Annotated in this window: 21 protein-coding genes; 7 read left to right on the forward strand and 14 right to left on the reverse strand. The window is 53.8% G+C overall.

Annotated features, from left to right (window positions below):
- Positions 1-132 precede the first annotated feature (132 nt).
- The 5 genes from OK412_RS03020 to OK412_RS03040 all read left to right on the forward strand — a co-directional run bounded on the left by OK412_RS03020 (position 133) and on the right by OK412_RS03040 (position 2,398).
- Complete coding sequence (locus tag OK412_RS03020) at positions 133-612, forward strand: very short patch repair endonuclease (RefSeq protein WP_010247714.1); 480 nt, start codon at positions 133-135, stop codon at positions 610-612.
- 52 nt (positions 613-664) lie between these two features.
- Positions 665-940 carry a hypothetical protein gene (locus OK412_RS03025; RefSeq protein WP_010247711.1) on the forward strand — a complete coding sequence of 92 codons (276 nt, stop codon included), beginning with the start codon at positions 665-667 and terminating at the stop codon, positions 938-940.
- A gap of 10 nt (positions 941-950) precedes the next feature.
- Positions 951-1,862 carry a DUF808 domain-containing protein gene (locus OK412_RS03030; RefSeq protein WP_033758176.1) on the forward strand — a complete coding sequence of 304 codons (912 nt, stop codon included), beginning with the start codon at positions 951-953 and terminating at the stop codon, positions 1,860-1,862.
- 33 nt (positions 1,863-1,895) lie between these two features.
- The gene (locus OK412_RS03035; protein WP_003854444.1) at positions 1,896-2,027 is read left to right on the forward strand and encodes a hypothetical protein; all 132 of its coding nucleotides are present in this window, start codon (positions 1,896-1,898) and stop codon (positions 2,025-2,027) included.
- Positions 2,028-2,218: 191 nt separating this feature from the next.
- Complete coding sequence (locus tag OK412_RS03040; RefSeq protein ID WP_010247703.1) at positions 2,219-2,398, forward strand: YodC family protein; 180 nt, start codon at positions 2,219-2,221, stop codon at positions 2,396-2,398.
- An 85-nt stretch (positions 2,399-2,483) separates the two neighbouring features.
- On the opposite strand, the gene OK412_RS03045 is transcribed toward OK412_RS03040, so the two are convergent.
- From OK412_RS03045 to OK412_RS03055, 3 genes are all read right to left on the reverse strand, one after another.
- On the reverse strand, positions 2,484-3,704 hold the full coding sequence (locus tag OK412_RS03045) for a glycosyl transferase (RefSeq protein ID WP_264352673.1): 1,221 nt from the start codon (positions 3,702-3,704) through the stop codon (positions 2,484-2,486).
- Between the two features lie 30 nt (positions 3,705-3,734).
- Complete coding sequence (locus OK412_RS03050; protein WP_264352674.1) at positions 3,735-4,526, reverse strand: mannosyl-3-phosphoglycerate phosphatase-related protein; 792 nt, start codon at positions 4,524-4,526, stop codon at positions 3,735-3,737.
- A 352-nt stretch (positions 4,527-4,878) separates the two neighbouring features.
- Complete coding sequence (locus tag OK412_RS03055; protein ID WP_010247694.1) at positions 4,879-5,112, reverse strand: DUF2525 domain-containing protein; 234 nt, start codon at positions 5,110-5,112, stop codon at positions 4,879-4,881.
- 316 nt (positions 5,113-5,428) lie between these two features.
- Here OK412_RS03055 and OK412_RS03060 point away from each other — a divergent pair, with 316 nt between their 5' ends.
- Both OK412_RS03060 and dsrB read left to right on the forward strand, forming a co-directional pair.
- Positions 5,429-5,587: a YqaE/Pmp3 family membrane protein gene (locus OK412_RS03060; RefSeq protein WP_010247691.1), complete on the forward strand. Its 159-nt coding sequence runs from the start codon at positions 5,429-5,431 to the stop codon at positions 5,585-5,587.
- A 62-nt stretch (positions 5,588-5,649) separates the two neighbouring features.
- Positions 5,650-5,844 (forward strand): protein DsrB, encoded by a 195-nt coding sequence (gene dsrB, locus OK412_RS03065; protein WP_010670857.1) that lies wholly within the window; start codon positions 5,650-5,652, stop codon positions 5,842-5,844.
- 108 nt (positions 5,845-5,952) lie between these two features.
- On the opposite strand, the gene OK412_RS03070 is transcribed toward dsrB, so the two are convergent.
- From OK412_RS03070 to fliJ, 11 genes are all read right to left on the reverse strand, one after another.
- Positions 5,953-7,659 (reverse strand): methyl-accepting chemotaxis protein, encoded by a 1,707-nt coding sequence (locus OK412_RS03070; RefSeq protein WP_033778944.1) that lies wholly within the window; start codon positions 7,657-7,659, stop codon positions 5,953-5,955.
- A gap of 141 nt (positions 7,660-7,800) precedes the next feature.
- Positions 7,801-8,436: a transcriptional regulator RcsA gene (gene rcsA / locus OK412_RS03075; RefSeq protein WP_010247685.1), complete on the reverse strand. Its 636-nt coding sequence runs from the start codon at positions 8,434-8,436 to the stop codon at positions 7,801-7,803.
- A 628-nt stretch (positions 8,437-9,064) separates the two neighbouring features.
- Positions 9,065-9,850 (reverse strand): flagellar biosynthetic protein FliR, encoded by a 786-nt coding sequence (gene fliR / locus OK412_RS03080; protein WP_010247683.1) that lies wholly within the window; start codon positions 9,848-9,850, stop codon positions 9,065-9,067.
- Complete coding sequence (gene fliQ / locus OK412_RS03085) at positions 9,850-10,119, reverse strand: flagellar biosynthesis protein FliQ (RefSeq protein WP_003854466.1); 270 nt, start codon at positions 10,117-10,119, stop codon at positions 9,850-9,852. Before fliQ ends, fliR begins: the two co-directional genes overlap by 1 nt.
- Before the next feature lie 26 nt (positions 10,120-10,145).
- Positions 10,146-10,877 (reverse strand): flagellar type III secretion system pore protein FliP, encoded by a 732-nt coding sequence (gene fliP / locus OK412_RS03090; RefSeq protein WP_010247675.1) that lies wholly within the window; start codon positions 10,875-10,877, stop codon positions 10,146-10,148.
- Positions 10,877-11,275 carry a flagellar biosynthetic protein FliO gene (gene fliO, locus OK412_RS03095; RefSeq protein WP_264352675.1) on the reverse strand — a complete coding sequence of 133 codons (399 nt, stop codon included), beginning with the start codon at positions 11,273-11,275 and terminating at the stop codon, positions 10,877-10,879. The genes fliP and fliO overlap by 1 nt, the downstream gene beginning before the upstream one ends.
- Before the next feature lie 11 nt (positions 11,276-11,286).
- On the reverse strand, positions 11,287-11,694 hold the full coding sequence (gene fliN, locus OK412_RS03100; RefSeq protein ID WP_033788434.1) for a flagellar motor switch protein FliN: 408 nt from the start codon (positions 11,692-11,694) through the stop codon (positions 11,287-11,289).
- Positions 11,687-12,694, reverse strand: a complete 1,008-nt coding sequence (fliM, locus tag OK412_RS03105; RefSeq protein WP_003854473.1) for a flagellar motor switch protein FliM — start codon at positions 12,692-12,694, stop codon at positions 11,687-11,689. The genes fliN and fliM overlap by 8 nt, the downstream gene beginning before the upstream one ends.
- A 4-nt stretch (positions 12,695-12,698) precedes the next feature.
- Positions 12,699-13,187, reverse strand: a complete 489-nt coding sequence (gene fliL, locus OK412_RS03110) for a flagellar basal body-associated protein FliL (protein WP_033778945.1) — start codon at positions 13,185-13,187, stop codon at positions 12,699-12,701.
- A 127-nt stretch (positions 13,188-13,314) separates the two neighbouring features.
- Entirely contained in the window at positions 13,315-14,583 is a 1,269-nt protein-coding gene (locus OK412_RS03115) for a flagellar hook-length control protein FliK (RefSeq protein WP_264352676.1), read from the reverse strand.
- On the reverse strand, positions 14,580-15,023 hold the full coding sequence (fliJ, locus tag OK412_RS03120) for a flagellar export protein FliJ (protein WP_003854478.1): 444 nt from the start codon (positions 15,021-15,023) through the stop codon (positions 14,580-14,582). The genes OK412_RS03115 and fliJ overlap by 4 nt, the downstream gene beginning before the upstream one ends.
- Positions 15,024-15,039: the final 16 nt, after the last annotated feature.

The following is a 15,039-nucleotide window of genomic DNA, read 5'->3' on the forward strand; positions in this document are numbered from 1 at the left end:
GCCTGGATGTGCCCTGTGTCAGCCCCCCGGAATGTTCTGTTTTTGCGGCACACTGTGTGAAGTCATCGGGCGGCGGCTTTCGCTTTTCGTGGCGCAGGCTAAAGTTGAAGTACCAGCAAAAAAGGAGAGGTTATGGCTGATGTTCACTCCAGCGAAATACGCAGCAAAAATATGCGTGCCATTCGCGCTCAGGATACGGCCATTGAGCAACGTATTGCGCTGCTGCTGAAAGATCGGGGGTTCAGCTTTCGCGTGCAGGATAAAAACCTGCCGGGACGGCCCGATTTCGTTCTGACAGAACATCAGGCAATTATTTTTGTTCATGGCTGCTTCTGGCATCGTCATCACTGCTATCTGTTTAAACTGCCAGCGACGCGCACAGAATTCTGGACCGGCAAAATCAACAGCAACGTTGAACGTGATCGGCGTTATGTGCGCCAGCTGCAGGAGAGCGGCTGGAAAGTGCTGATCATCTGGGAGTGTGCGCTACGTGGCAAACTGCGCCTGACGGATCAGGACCTGCTGGAACGGCTGGAGGAGTGGCTGCTGGCGATGCCGGAGAGTGCCGAAGTCGACCATCAGGGCATTCATCATTACAACGCCGATTGCTAATCACAGACATAATTGGTTAGATCTGCGCTTTCTCCGTGGCCAGGAGCCTGAAATGAGCAGCATAAAACTGACGGTAAAACGCCTTTACCAGATTCGTGACGAGCGGATGGTGAATACCAAAGCGACCGCGCGGGTTTACTGCGGCGACAGGCTTGTCGCCACGGAGGAGATCACCGGCATGACCGAAAGCCCGGTCAGCAAATATCTGCATGCTGAAGGAGCAGCAGGCGAGACGGTGCGGGTAGAGTGGGATTGTGAGGGCATCGCCGAGATGACCGTTACGGAAATTGAGCGCTGCCCATGTTGTCAACATAACGAACCAGACTAAGGATAAGATTTTGGCGGGAACCAGTTTACTGACTTTACTTGATGATATTGCAACACTTCTGGACGATATTTCCGTCATGGGGAAAGTGGCGGCGAAAAAAACCGCTGGCGTACTGGGCGACGATCTGTCGCTGAATGCTCAGCAGGTCAGCGGCGTGAAAGCCAACCGTGAGCTGCCGGTAGTATGGGGCGTTGCCAAAGGATCGTTTCTTAATAAACTGATCCTGGTGCCACTGGCGCTGATTATCTCCGCGTTTGCGCCCTGGCTGATTACGCCGCTGCTGATGATTGGCGGTGCCTATCTCTGCTACGAAGGCGTGGAGAAGGTAATGCACAGTCTGCAGCATGACAAGCAGAGCAAATCACCGGAAGCGCGTCAGCAGCGACTCGATTCGCTGGCGAATCAGAATGCGGCAGAGTTTGAGAAGAAGAAGATCAAAGGCGCGGTGCGCACCGATTTCATTCTGTCAGCCGAAATTGTTGCGATTACCTTAGGCATCGTGTCGGAATCGCCGCTGCTCAACCAGGTAATTATCCTGGCGGGCATCGCTATTCTGGTTACGGTGGGCGTTTACGGCATCGTGGCGGCCATCGTCAAAATTGATGACTTTGGATTCTGGCTGCGTGAAAAACCGTCACGCCTTGCGCAGGGCTTGGGTAGCGTGCTGCTGACTGCCGCGCCCTGGCTGATGAAGATCCTCTCGGTGGTCGGTACCATCGCCATGTTCCTGGTCGGCGGCGGTATTGTGGTGCACGGCATCGCACCACTGCATCATCTGATCGAGGAAGTCAGCAGTGGCTTCAGCGGCTGGATCGCCATGCTGCTCAGCAACGGCGCCAACCTGGTGCTCGGCTTTATCATTGGGTCGATCGTGCTGTTAGTGGTCAACCTTATTGCCAGAGTGCGCGGAAAATCGGTATAAAGCGCACTGTGATTTACGGTCAGGAGAATGACGATGAACGACGACATGTTTGAATTTGATATCGACGCACAACTGGAGCAGGCTGAAGCGAAAGCAGAGAAAAAAGCCAGCGAAGTGCCGGATGATCTCGGCGACGAAGCCGATTGCGAAGGCTGTAAAATCTGACGTCAGCGTCAATACTTCATCAAAGCGGATAAGTTTTTTTATCCGCTTTTTTTATTTTCCGCATATCCAGCTGATTAATTCCGAATTTGCCCTTTTTTTGCGTGCCTTAACAGGCAGGAACGTTATTCGCCTGCTATAAAGAAAATAATCACTCAGGTTAATAACACTCAGGTTAATAAAAGGAGCGCATCATGGTTTTCGCAATCAGTGAAGAAGTGCAGCATAAGGAAGAGGGGCAGACGATGGTGGTGACCGGCTACGCGAGTGGCATGGTTGAGTGCCGCTGGTATGATGGCTATGCCGTGCGCAGCGAAGCCTTTCGCAGCGATGAACTCTGCGCTCTGAATCCCGCGCAGCAACTGGCGGGCTGACAGCATCAGGCCTGTGGGCTCTGCGACCCGCCAGGCCCGGTTTCTGCTTTTTCTGGCCCGGCACACTCCCTGTGCCGCCCTGTTTTCAGACGTTACCGTCGTTATCTTCTTCAACCGCCTGATAGATCCGCTGCAGCACATTCGGGAAGGCTGACTGGACGCGACTCCAGCTCGGTATAAACGGCTTATCGTTAGGACGCTCAATAAACGCCTGACCCGCTTCCAGAATCGACTGGGTAAACATCTCTACCGCTGCTTCTTCCACATGCTGATCAAATTTCAGCCCGTTCATCGCCGCCTCGTGGTTATAGGTCTCCATCATATCCAGCGCATTACGATAATAGGTTGCCTTCAGCACCCGGAACGAGTCGCTGGTCAGCGGCACACCCATGGTGGCGAGCTTACGCAGCAGTGACTGGACGATATCGCTGCTCATGCGCTTCAGGCCGCCGGTGCCGTCATCTTCAGCCAGCGGCTGATGCTTGTGATCGTAGTTATCGGCGATCTCAACCTGGCACGACTGGCGGGTGGTGTAATTACGGTAAATCTCCGACAGCACGCCAATCTCCAGCCCCCAGTCGCCGGGAATTTTAATCCCGTTCAGCACATGCGTCCGCATGGCGAACTCCCCGGAGAGCGGATAGCGGAAGCTCGACAGATATTCCAGATATTCTGAATGGCCATAAACTTTCTGCAGCGATCGCAGCAGCGGACCCACCAGCAGACGTCCCACGCGGCCATTAAGCTTGCCATCCGCGACGCGCGCGTAGAACCCCTTACAGAATTCATACTGAAACGCCGGGTTCGCCACCGGGTAGAGCAGGCGTGCCAGCATTCCACGCTCATAGGTGACGATATCGCAGTCATGCAGCGCGACACAGCTGGTACGGTCTGACGCGAGCGTATAGCCGGTGCAGAACCAGACGTTGCGACCTTTGCCGGGATTAGTGGGTGACAGACCCTCTTTATCCAGCTCGGCATCAATCGCCTTCAGACGCGGGCCATCGTTCCACAGAATGCGATGCCGTTGCGGCAGACGGGAGAAAAACTCGCGGGCAAACAGGAACTGGTCGCGGTCGGCGCGATCCAGCCCAATCACAATTTCATCCAGATAGGGCACTTTAGCCAGCTCATCGACGATTTTCGTCAGCGCCGGGCCTTCAAGTTCGGAAAACAGCGATGGCAGGATCAGCCCCATTTTGCGTTTGCGGGCAAAGCGTACCATCTCTTTTTCCAGCGACTCCACGCTACGGTGGGTGAGGTTGTGAAAGTTGGTGATTACGCCATTCTGATAAAAGTCACTCATCGCATCATCCTTTTAATGCCCGTGGGCAGCTCATTGAGGTTGAGTCAAAAAATAGTCCAGTCCTTCACGCCAGCCCTCAGGGCCATGGTGAGCTGTGTGATAGATCTGCTGCTGATCGGATCGGCTGAGTGTCACCGGTGTTTTACTGTAGCCCTTAATTACGACCGCATAATCAACCGCATCCAGCATCGGCGCATCGTTAGGGCCGTCACCCAGTCCGATGGTCACGCGTGCCTCACCGGGTGAATGCGCCAGCAGCCAGCGCAGGGCTTCGCCTTTGCCGCTGCCCGCAGGCATCACATGCCAGAAACGCCCGCCCTGGGTCAGCGCCAGGCCCTCTGCACGCAGTGCGTCATGGAACTGGTCAAACGCCTCGTCACTGTCGCGCCAGACAATCACTTCTGACGCATCGCGCTGACGCGACAGTTCTGCATCCGCCTCACTCAGGCCGGTCATTGCGGCCACTTCCGGATCAGAGAAGTCATGAAAGCCGGTAAAACGGTACGCTGTTTTCAAGGAAGCCAGCCGCTGGCAGATAGCGTCATAGGTCAGGGTGTTATCGGGCAGGCGAATACGCTGCTGATCATGCGTTTGCACCACGGCACCGTTTTCAGCAATAAACGGTGAACCGCTGATGCCAAGCCTTTTTTGCAGCGGAATAATCTCGGCTGCCGTTTTACTGGAACAGATCACCAGCGGAACAGCGTACTGCTTTAGCGTGGTAAGCCATTCGGTGGCCGCATCCCAGCGATAGGTATGATGGTCGAGTAACGAACCATCCAGATCGGTAATTATCATTAACGGCTGGTGGAGATCGGGCATTAACAGGCTCCTTTCATCACATTCGCGGCTAAAGCGGCGATTTTTCAATATTATAGTTGAATATGGCTCACACTTTTTTTCCTGCCACGCTGGCTGGAAATCCAGGATAATTCTTAAAACGAAACCGCAGTAAAAGTGGGTATGCAAGAAGTGTGCAGGGCTAAGTGACTGGCGGGCGCGGTGTTTTTGGTAACAGTCGCTCCATAATTACCCGATCGGTTGCAGAAACGTGCATATCTGATGCTTGTTTCGGAGTCGGGAAAGGGTAATCTGCAGGGGTGTTAAGAATTCCCTGGTGTAACGAATTGAATTTTTACCCGGCCTTCCCGCCGGGTTTTTTTTGAAATCGATTTCAGCGGTTCGCTTCATAGGCGCGATAATCACAAATATCAATTTCAAACGCCTCCGCCAGTTCGCTATAGGAGTGGAAAACCCGGCCTTCTACTTCCAGCCGTGGCGTCTGATCCTGCTCCATATACTCCCGTACCTCTCCCGACGTTCTGGCCTGAATCGCCGCCAGTAAACCTTCGACATCAATCTGCAGATCGGATGGCTGAGCATCGCCGTGCTGTTTTTCGTCTGTCATTTTCTGACTCCTGAGAGCAAACAGAGTAATCAGTATAGAACGCAGGGCAGAAAGGCGGGAGCGAAGAGATCGCAGGCAAAAAAAAAGCCCGCGCTGCGCGGGCAAAATCCTTGTTACTTTCAGGTTGGCTGCACCTATGGGGTGGTGCAGTGAGAAGAGTTTAAAGGTCTGACGCGTAAGAAGTCTTGCGGTGAAATGTTAAGGAATTGCAAAAGTTTCTCCTTACTCAGATTTACCTGACTTTTCGACTAAACAGAGCAGAATCAGCTATAGTTAGCGATAAAGCTGATTTTTATCAATACCTAAAGGAATGGTTATGGACATCTTACGAATTATTATCGCTATTCTGCTGCCACCACTGGGCGTGTTTATGCAGGTCGGTTTTGGCGGCGCCTTCTGGCTGAATATCCTGCTGACACTCTGTGGTTATATCCCCGGTATCATCCACGCCGTCTGGGTCATTGCCCGTCGCTAACGCGCTGCATCACCACGGTTCTTCGTTTAGACTGTACTCAGTCAATAATCTGGAGAACCGAAATGAAGGTAAATGACCGCGTCAGCGTCAAAACCGATGGCGGCCCGCGTCGTGTTGGCACCATTCTGGCTATGGAGCCGTTTAATGAAGGCACCATGTTCCTGGTGGCGCTGGAAGATTATCCGCTGGGCATCTGGTTTTTTAACGAGACCCACCAGCCGGATGGCATTTTCGTGGAGCCTTACCACGAAGCCTGAGCCTGACGCGCAATAAAAAAGCCGCCTTTCCGTTTGCCGGAAAGGCGGCTTTTTGCTGTCGGAGATTACGCGGCTGACATCAGCCGCTGACGGTTAACCGCTATAACCTCAGAAGGTTTCCCAGTTATCGCTGCCGCCTGCCAGCGCCGGACGGGGTGCCAGAGCCGGTGTCTTTAAGGGTGAAGAGACGCGTGCAGCCACACCTGTGGTTGCAGGCGTGTCCTGCAGGCGGAATGCCGCGACCGCCTGCGTCAGTTTACCCGCCTGATCTTCCAGCGAGGCCGCTGCAGCGGAGGCTTCTTCCACCAGCGAGGCGTTCTGCTGGGTGACGTTATCCATTTCGGTGACCGCCTGGCTCACCTGCTGAATACCGCGGCTCTGCTCGTCTGACGCCGCCGCAATCTCCGACATAATATCGGTAACGCGACGTACGGCTTCGACAATCTCACCCATGGTGCTACCGGCTGCGCCAACCTGATGCGAACCGTCATTGATCAGCGTGACGGACTCAGCAATCAGCGATTCAATCTCTTTCGCCGCCTGTGCACTGCGCTGGGCCAGATTACGCACTTCGCTGGCCACCACCGCAAAGCCACGACCCTGCTCACCGGCACGCGCCGCTTCTACCGCCGCATTCAGCGCCAGGATGTTGGTCTGAAACGCAATACTGTTAATGACGTTGGTGATCTCAGCGATTTTTTTCGAGCTGCCGGAAATATTGGTCATGGTTTTCACGACGCTGTTCACCAGCTCGCCACCGCTGCGCGCTTTGCCCGAGGCATCCGCGGCCAGCTGGCTGGCGTGATGCGCATTCTCGGCGTTCTGCTTCACCGTAGCGGTAAGCTGTTCCATGCTGGCTGCGGTCTGCTCCAGTGCCGCAGCCTGCTGCTCGGTGCGTGAAGAGAGATCGGTGTTACCGGCTGAGATTTCGCTGGAGCCCTGGTAAATCGCGACGGCGCCTTCACGCACCGTACCAACGGTGGTCACCAGCGCCTGCTGCATCAGTTGCAGGTTATGGATGAGCGTACCAATCTCGCTGCGGCCATGGGGCAGGGGAGCGGAGGTCAGATCACCCTGCGCAATGCGTTCGATACGCAGCACCGACTGACGCAGCGGACTAATTACCACGCGGCGCAGGAAGACAAAGGTCAACAGCACCAGCACCAGGGCGGCACTGAATGCCACGGCCATGGAGATAAAGCCGATGCGCGACTGTTGATCGGCCTGGGCGGTAATGGCATTGGCGCGATCAGTTCGGATCTTGATCGCCTTCAGCAACACCGCGTTATAGTCGTCATCCAGCTTGCGGGTTACATCGGTCTCCTGAGCGATGATGCCCTCAAAGCTGCCCTGTTTACCGGATTCAATCATCGGTATCAGGCCTTTGGTAATGTAATCGTTGAAGCGAGCCTGCAGCGTGGCATCCAGTTCCATATCCGCGGGCGTCTTAACTTCACGTGCCTGATAAATCGCGAAGCCAGCTTTTGCCTGCTGGATCCGTTTTTCGGCGGCGGCAATATTGGCGCGAAACTCGTCCATTTCACCAATACGCGCGGCGGCACCGGCCTGAATAATGGTCAGGCGCGCAGTACGCAGGTGGTTTGAACTGTTAGAGAGGCCCATACGAACCTGGATTTCGTCCGTGGCATCATCGAGGGAGTGATTGCCGGAAATCAGAAAGTAACTGGCGACACCAATACAGAGTGCGAACAGCAGCAAAATGCCGCCGAAGATCAGGCTAAACAGCGGCACCAGGCGGAGATTCTGCCAGATGCCTGCGCTTTTCTGTCCATTATTATCTCGTGCAGTGTTCATATCCTTGCTCTCTTGAGGCTGTTGTTATAAGGCATAACATCGGCAAAAGAGCGTAAAGGCTTAGCAGTAAGAGTGAGACCTGGATCGCAATTCCGGGCAAAAAAAAACCGGCCAGAGAGGCCGGTTCTTCAGCTGTTATGATCAGCGGATATTAACGTAAATACCTGAAGTCACATTATCCGTTAAACGCACCACATGATAAATCACCTGCTTATTATGGGTTTTGATTTTGCGTTTAATATTACCTTTGTGTGACGATACCGTTTTGGCCTTAATTTGCATTTTATCTGAGATCTGGATGGTATCATGACCTGACATCCACATCTTCAGCATGTTTGACTCAGTCTGGCTCAGCGTTAATGGATGTACATCCATGCCCGAAGAGATACGCGCAGACTGGTTAAGCTTCTTCTGCAAATAGGTGCTGAGTAAGGAGTCCAGGGTAGAAGTTTTCATCGATTTTGATGTAATAATCAGGTTCTTACGAACGTAGAGGTATTCCTCAAAATGGATGTTGCTAATCGCCATGAATATAAAGAACAGCGTATCAGGATGCTGCGTAATAATGCTGCGGATACGTTCACTGGAATCGGATTCATGAATGAAGCAATCTTCATTAATAAAGACGACACCAGGGTTTAATTGCTCACATTTTTGCTGTAGTTGCTCAATATCGGAGACAGAAGAGATATTCTTCTTCTTAACTCCTTTTAAAGACATGTAGTCTGATAATCCCAGGCGTGTGTAGTTGCAGGAATCCATAATAATAGTTGGCATAATAGCGACCCTCACCAATTTGTTATCCGTTTAAATCAACGATGAATACGCGTTGCGGTACGAGAGAGATTTCTTAGGTACTTTTTTATTCTGCTCGTGCAGTTTGGCAACAGGCAAACGCCCGTAAAAGTCTTCATCCCTGACCCGTTCTGCAAAAAATTTGTGCTGCCATGACGTCACACATTCTCCGGCCATGGCGGGGAATGCCAGTGAAATGTCGGAGGTTAAGTAAGACTCATTTTTTTGGGAGCCAGGTCACTATCCTTGAAAACGCGGAGTTTTCTGATAGGACAATTCTCAAAAACATTTGTTTTACGAAAGTGTGATGTCTCAGCGTGCGTTGACAATGCCGGAAAAAACATTTTTTAACAAGAAAAATCACTTAAAGATTTTTTTCTTGTAAATTCAGTGTCTTGTCGATTTTGCCTGCACATTCACAGTCTGACCGCTCCTGTGAACCACCCCACTAAAATACGCGAAGCCCGGTTTAATAAGAATTATTTTCAGACTCTCCGCACGTTTATCAGAATTTCCTTAGTTGCATTCTGGAAAACATGGTTCGGAAAATGCACGGATGGTTTTGCGATACTTAAGTATCGTTATGCAAAGATAGTTAGAAACTTAATGTTCAGGGACGGGATAGTTCTGTCAGGAACACGGCGAGTAAATCAAATACTTCACCGAACAAATGCTCACAGAACGGGGCTAGCAGAGGCATCAGCAAGCTGATGGTTAAAATTCCGACTGATAAGGTAATCGGGAAGCCAATTGCGAAGATTGATAACTGTGGTGAAACACGGTTTAACAAACCCAGTACCAGATTTACCATGAGTAACAAAACGATTAAGGGCAGCGCTAACATCATGCCATTAAGGAAAATTAATCCGCCAGATTTCACCAGCGCCATAAACGCATTGGCATTTAGCGGCTGACCGCCAATCGGCAGCGTATGAAAACTGTCCGCCAGCAGCGAGATCAGCCACAGGTGTCCGTTAAAGGTCAGGAACAGCAACATCGCCAGCATGTCGAGAAAACGGGCCAGCACCGGCATGTTAAGACGGCTGCCAGGATCGAAAAAGGTGGCGAACGAGATGCCCATCTGCAGACCAATCACTTCCCCGGCAAGGCGCACGGCAGCAAAAGCGAACTGCATGGTGAAGCCGAGTGCAATACCAATCAGCATCTGCTGAATCAGCAGCAGGAAGCCTTCAGGGGAAAACAGGGTGACATTGACCGCAGGTAACAGCGGCATCAGCAGCCAGGTGATCATCACCGCCAGACCGATTTTGACACGTTTGCTGACGGATCGTTCATTGAGGATCGGTGCGGTGGCGAATAGCGCCATGATGCGCACCAGAGGCCAGAAGAACTGGCTGACCCATTGAACCAGCTGGCTGCTGTCGAGAGTAATCATCAGCCGATGATGTAAGGCAGGTTGGTAAAGACGGTGCGGATATAGTCCAGCAGCAGATTCAGCATCCACGGGCCGGCAATGATACCGGTGGTGGCAACCGCCAGAATCTTAGGAATAAAGGATAAGGTCTGTTCGTTGACCTGGGTCGCGGCCTGGATCAGGCTGATCAGCAAACCGCTGACCAGTGCGGCCAGCAGCAGCGGGGCGGCCAGCATCAGGGCGACACGCATCGCTTCCTGTCCCATTACCATTACTGATTCGGGTGTCATGTGTTGCTCCGGTAAGAAAAGGGGGATCAGGAGTAGAAGCTTTGCGCCAGTGAACCGACCAGCAGTTGCCAGCCATCGACCAGAACAAACAGCATCAGTTTAAATGGCAGCGCGATGGACGCTGGCGGGACCATCATCATCCCCAGCGCCATCAGCACGCTGGCAACCACCAGGTCGATGATCAGGAACGGGATAAAGACGGTAAAGCCAATCTGGAAAGCCGTCTTCAGCTCGCTGGTAACATAGGCGGGCAGCAGAATACGCATTGGCACCGCTTCAGGACCGGCAATCGGGGCGGTATTCGCCAGACGGGCAAACAGGGCTAAATCCGCTTCACGGGTCTGACGCAGCATAAACTCGCGCAGCGGCTGGGCACCTTTATCAATCGCCACTTCCATGCTGATCTTGTCCTGGCTGAACGGCAGATAAGCATCCTGATAAATCTTGTCGAAGGTCGGCGCCATAATAAAGAAGGTCAGAAACAGCGACAGTCCGAGCAGCACCTGGTTAGGCGGCGCAGAGGGCGTGCCCAGGGCGTTACGCAGCAAACCAAACACAATGATGATACGGGTGAAGCTGGTCATCATCAGCAGCACGGCCGGAATAAAGGTCAGCGCAGTGATAAAGACCAGCGTCTGTACCGGCAGTGACCAGCTCTGACCGCCATTCGGCAGCGAGTGACTCACCAGACCCGGCAACTGGGCATGGGCAACCGGTGCCAGTAACAACAGTGGCAATAAAGGAAGCAGTCGACGCATCATTGTGGTTTTCCGGGACGTTTAACCATGTTCTGTAACAGCTGACGAAAATCCTGTGGCGCACTGTTAACCGGCGTCACAGAGACCGGTTCACCCGGCGGCAAAGTATGCAGATGGGTAATCTGCTGTGCGGTGACGCCCAGCACCAGACGCGCATCAGCGGTATCGACAATCACCACCCGCTCGCGCTGGCCCACTGAGACGCTGGCTGTAAGTTTAAGCTCCTGGCCGCTGACCTTTTTCGGCGCGAAGCCGACACGGCGTGCCAGCCAGGCGCAGGCCAGAATCAATAAGATAATCACGGCTAACACGCTGCTGACCTGGGCCAGCATGGAGCCGGTCGAGATCGCCTGAGCGTGCGGTGCAGCCGGTTGCAGCGTTTGATTCTGGCTATTCATAATGTGACTCTTTAGCGACTCAGACGACGCATACGTTCAGATGGGGTGATGATGTCAGTGATGCGCACGCCATATTTGTCGTTCACCACCACCACTTCACCCTGAGCAATCAGGTAACCGTTGATCAGGATATCCAGCGGCTCACCCGCCAGGCCATCCAGTGCCACCACTGAACCCTGCGCCAGACGCAGCAGCTCTTTGATGGTCATTTTGGTGCGACCCAGTTCCACGGTGAGTTTCACCGGGATATCCATAATCAGATCGATATCCTGCAGCGATCCAGCGACGTTGCCGCTGTCGAATGATTTAAAGACTTCGTCGGTCTGCGGCGCACTGGCGCTGCCGACCTGCTCATTCATCGCTTCAGCCCACAGATCGTCCGCAGAGATATCGTCAGACGGTTTATTACTGTCAGTCATGGGGCTGTTCCTCGTTCAGCGAATTCAAAATCGGGTTAATCAGGTGTTCGACACGGAGCGCGTACTGACCATTCATCGTGCCATATTGGCTGGTTAAGACCGGGACGCTATCGACATGGGCGATAATGCGTTCCGGCTTCTCAATCGGCAGCACATCACCGGGTTTCAACTGCAAAATCCGTGACAGACGCAGTGAGGTTTCGGCAAAGTGAGCGATCAGTTCCAGCTCAGAGTGCTGCACCTGTTTGACCAGGTTGTCGCGCCAGTGGTTATCTTCCTGACGTGAGTTTTCGAGCGGTGGATTCACCAGCAGCTCGCGCAGCGGTTCAATCATTGAAAACGGGATACAGATATTAAACTCACCCACCAGGTTACCAATCTCCACCTGGAACGGCGTGTTAACCACGATGTCGTTCGGTGAAGTGGTGATGTTGGTGAACTTTACCTGCATCTCTGAACGTACATACTCGACGTCCAGTGGATAAATGGCCTTCCATGCGTCGCTGTAACCATCCAGCGCCAGCTTCAGCATGCGGCGAATAACGCGCTGCTCGGTATGGGTAAACTCACGGCCTTCGACTTTGGTCGGAAAACGTCCGTCGCCACCAAACAGGTTGTCGACAGCGATAAACACCAGGCTCGGTGAGAACACCACCAGCGCGGTGCCGCGCAGCGGCTTCAGGTGGATCAGGTTCAGGTTGGTTGGCACCGGCAGATTGCGGGCAAACTCGTGATACGGCTGAATCTTGATCGCCCCGACGCTGATATCCGGGCTACGGCGCAGCAGGTTAAACAGCGCCATACGGAAACTACGGGCAAAACGCTCATTAATAATCTCCAGCGCCTGCAAACGCTCGCGAACCACACGGCGCTGGGTGTTCGGATCGTAAGGACGAATATCGCCTTCCGGTCCGTTTTGTTTCTTTTCTTCTTCCGCACTGCCGCTGTCGCCGTTTAAAAGGGCGTCAATTTCAGCCTGGGAGAGAATGCTATCGCCCATTGATTCACCTCAAAATGAAGGCAGTAAACAGCACATCGTTTACAGCCTGCGGAGGTTGACCTTTTACCAGCGGGGGTGTCAGCGCCTGTTTGACTTGTTCAACAAGCGCCTGCTTTCCTTGCTCTGTCGCCAGCGCCGCAGCGCTCTGACGCGAGAGCAGCAGCAGCAAACGGCTGCGCACCTCAGGCAGATAGTCGTTCATCCGACGCCGGGTATCCTCATCGGCCAGACGCAGGGTAAAGCCTACGTAAAGCACGCGGTCGGGATCGTTGTCGGGATTGACCAGGTTAACCGTAAATGTATCAAGTGCAAAAAAGACCGGAGCGGGAGGCGGTTCAACTTTCGCCACCTCAGGCTTATCGCCCTCATGTTTATTCATCATTCGCCAGACTGCATAGCCTGCCACGCTGCAAGCGGCCAGCGTCAAAATGAGCAGCACTGGTATTAAGAGTTTACGTTTGCTGCCTTTTTTTGCTTTCGCGTTATCAGACATGGTGCAGTTACTTCCTGTGAATTATGGGCAAGCCTCTCGGCTCACGAGACAGATTATCCGCGTCTTAAGTCAAACCAATGGGTAGAAAAGACGCGGGTTTTACGCTTACCTTCAGCGTTTGCCGCTGTCAGGCGAAAGTGTCGACGGCGCTGTTGCCGTTAACGCGAGCCTGAAGGGCGGCGGGAACGGCGATCGGCGTAATGTCGGTGTCACTGTCCTGGGTGAGGGAGAAGCGGCCATGCTGTCCATCGCGGCGCGCCTCCTGCTGCTGCTGGAATTGCTGGCCCTGCGCGGAACTGTCACTGCTCACCTGACTCTCGCCCAGGTTGATACCGCTCTCTGCCAGCGCGCTGCGCAGCTGCGGTATCGCGGCTTCCAGTGCTGCTCTGACGTGGCTATGGCTGGAAACCAGATTAATTTGTGCCTGGTCGTTATCCAGTTTCAGGCTGATCTGGATAGCGCCAAGGTCTTCCGGATGTAAACGCAACTCCGCGTTCTGCTGGCCATTGCGACTGAACATCACAATCTGCTGACTCAGCGCCTGCTGCCACTCGTCGCTGCCCAGCTGTGAGTTCAGCATCGGCGTTGACGGTGTGCTGGTGGTCGCGGAGGCGGTCACCGGCGCAGGCAGGCTGCTGGCGGTGGCGATTGGCGTAGCATTGATCGCGTTATCGCTGGCGCTGGCTTTAATCGCAGCCTGATCGTCCTGCTTAACCATGTTGCTCAGCGCCTGCTGGAAACTGCTGTCGAGCGTCAGGCCGCTGCTGGTCGCACCCTGCGCCGCGTTGTTACTCTGGCTGGCGGCAGTGGTGACGGCAGGTTTGCTCTGTACGTCGCTTCTGGCATCAGACTTCTCATCTTCACCCGGTGTGTGGCTCTGCTGCGCGCTGTTCAGCAGTTGCGTCAGCGAGCTCTGGCTTTTCCGGCCGGTATCGGTCTGGGCGATCATCTCGCCCGCTTCACTGCTGACCGGGGTCGACGTGGTGGCTGTAACAGCCGCTACACCCGGTAACATGGCGAACAGTGCCTGCATATTCTGCATATCGCTGACGCTTAAGGGTGCAACGTCCGGCTTGTCTTTATCATCGGCTGATTTTGACCCACCTTTAATATTTTCCGGCTTAAACAGAGCGGTCAGCGCAGCAGGATTTTCCAGTGCTGCCATCAGGGCATTCAGCGGGGCCTTCGGGCGGGCGTCATCGGCAGTTTCTGCTTTAACGTCAGCGGATTGCGCCGCTTTTCCCTGCTGTTTAGCCAGGCCGAGTAACTGGTTTCCCAGTGCGGTCAGAAAGTCCTGCGGCAGGGCATCGGCACCCGCAACAAGGTCAGTTGAGACTGAGGGTTCTGCGTCGGTTTTTACCGTCGCTTTCATAGCAATGTTTGGCAGCGTAATCATTCACCTCTCCTCGATGCGGCCCGTTGGGCAAATTCGTCCATCCGTTTCTGATCGAGACGGTTTTCCTGTCGTAATGCATTTTCCGCTGCGCGCGTAATCAGCGTCTGATAGGCGTTCAGCCGTTGCTGTTTGTCACGCCAGTTGATCAGCGCCTGTTCCAGCCGCTGATTCCAGTTATTAAGCTGGTTGCGGTGCTGCTCAATCGCTTTTTCCAGCGTCTGAATAAACTGGTGGTAGTTGGTCCAGCGGGTGCTGGCGATGCCCGACGACATGTCATCGTTGAGCTTGTTGCGATATTCGTCCTGATAGTCGAGCAGCATCGTCAGCTGCTCGTTCGCGGCGTGCTGGCCGCGACGCATATCGCCTAAATAGATGGCAGCGCGTTCGAGATCCTGCTCCGCTAAGTCGCGCAGCGTATCGATGGCATTTGCAGTTTTCATTGCCGTTACCTCGCGT

The sequence above is a fragment of the Pantoea sp. JV6 genome (genome assembly GCF_025910055.1).
Taxonomy (GTDB): domain Bacteria; phylum Pseudomonadota; class Gammaproteobacteria; order Enterobacterales; family Enterobacteriaceae; genus Pantoea; species Pantoea agglomerans.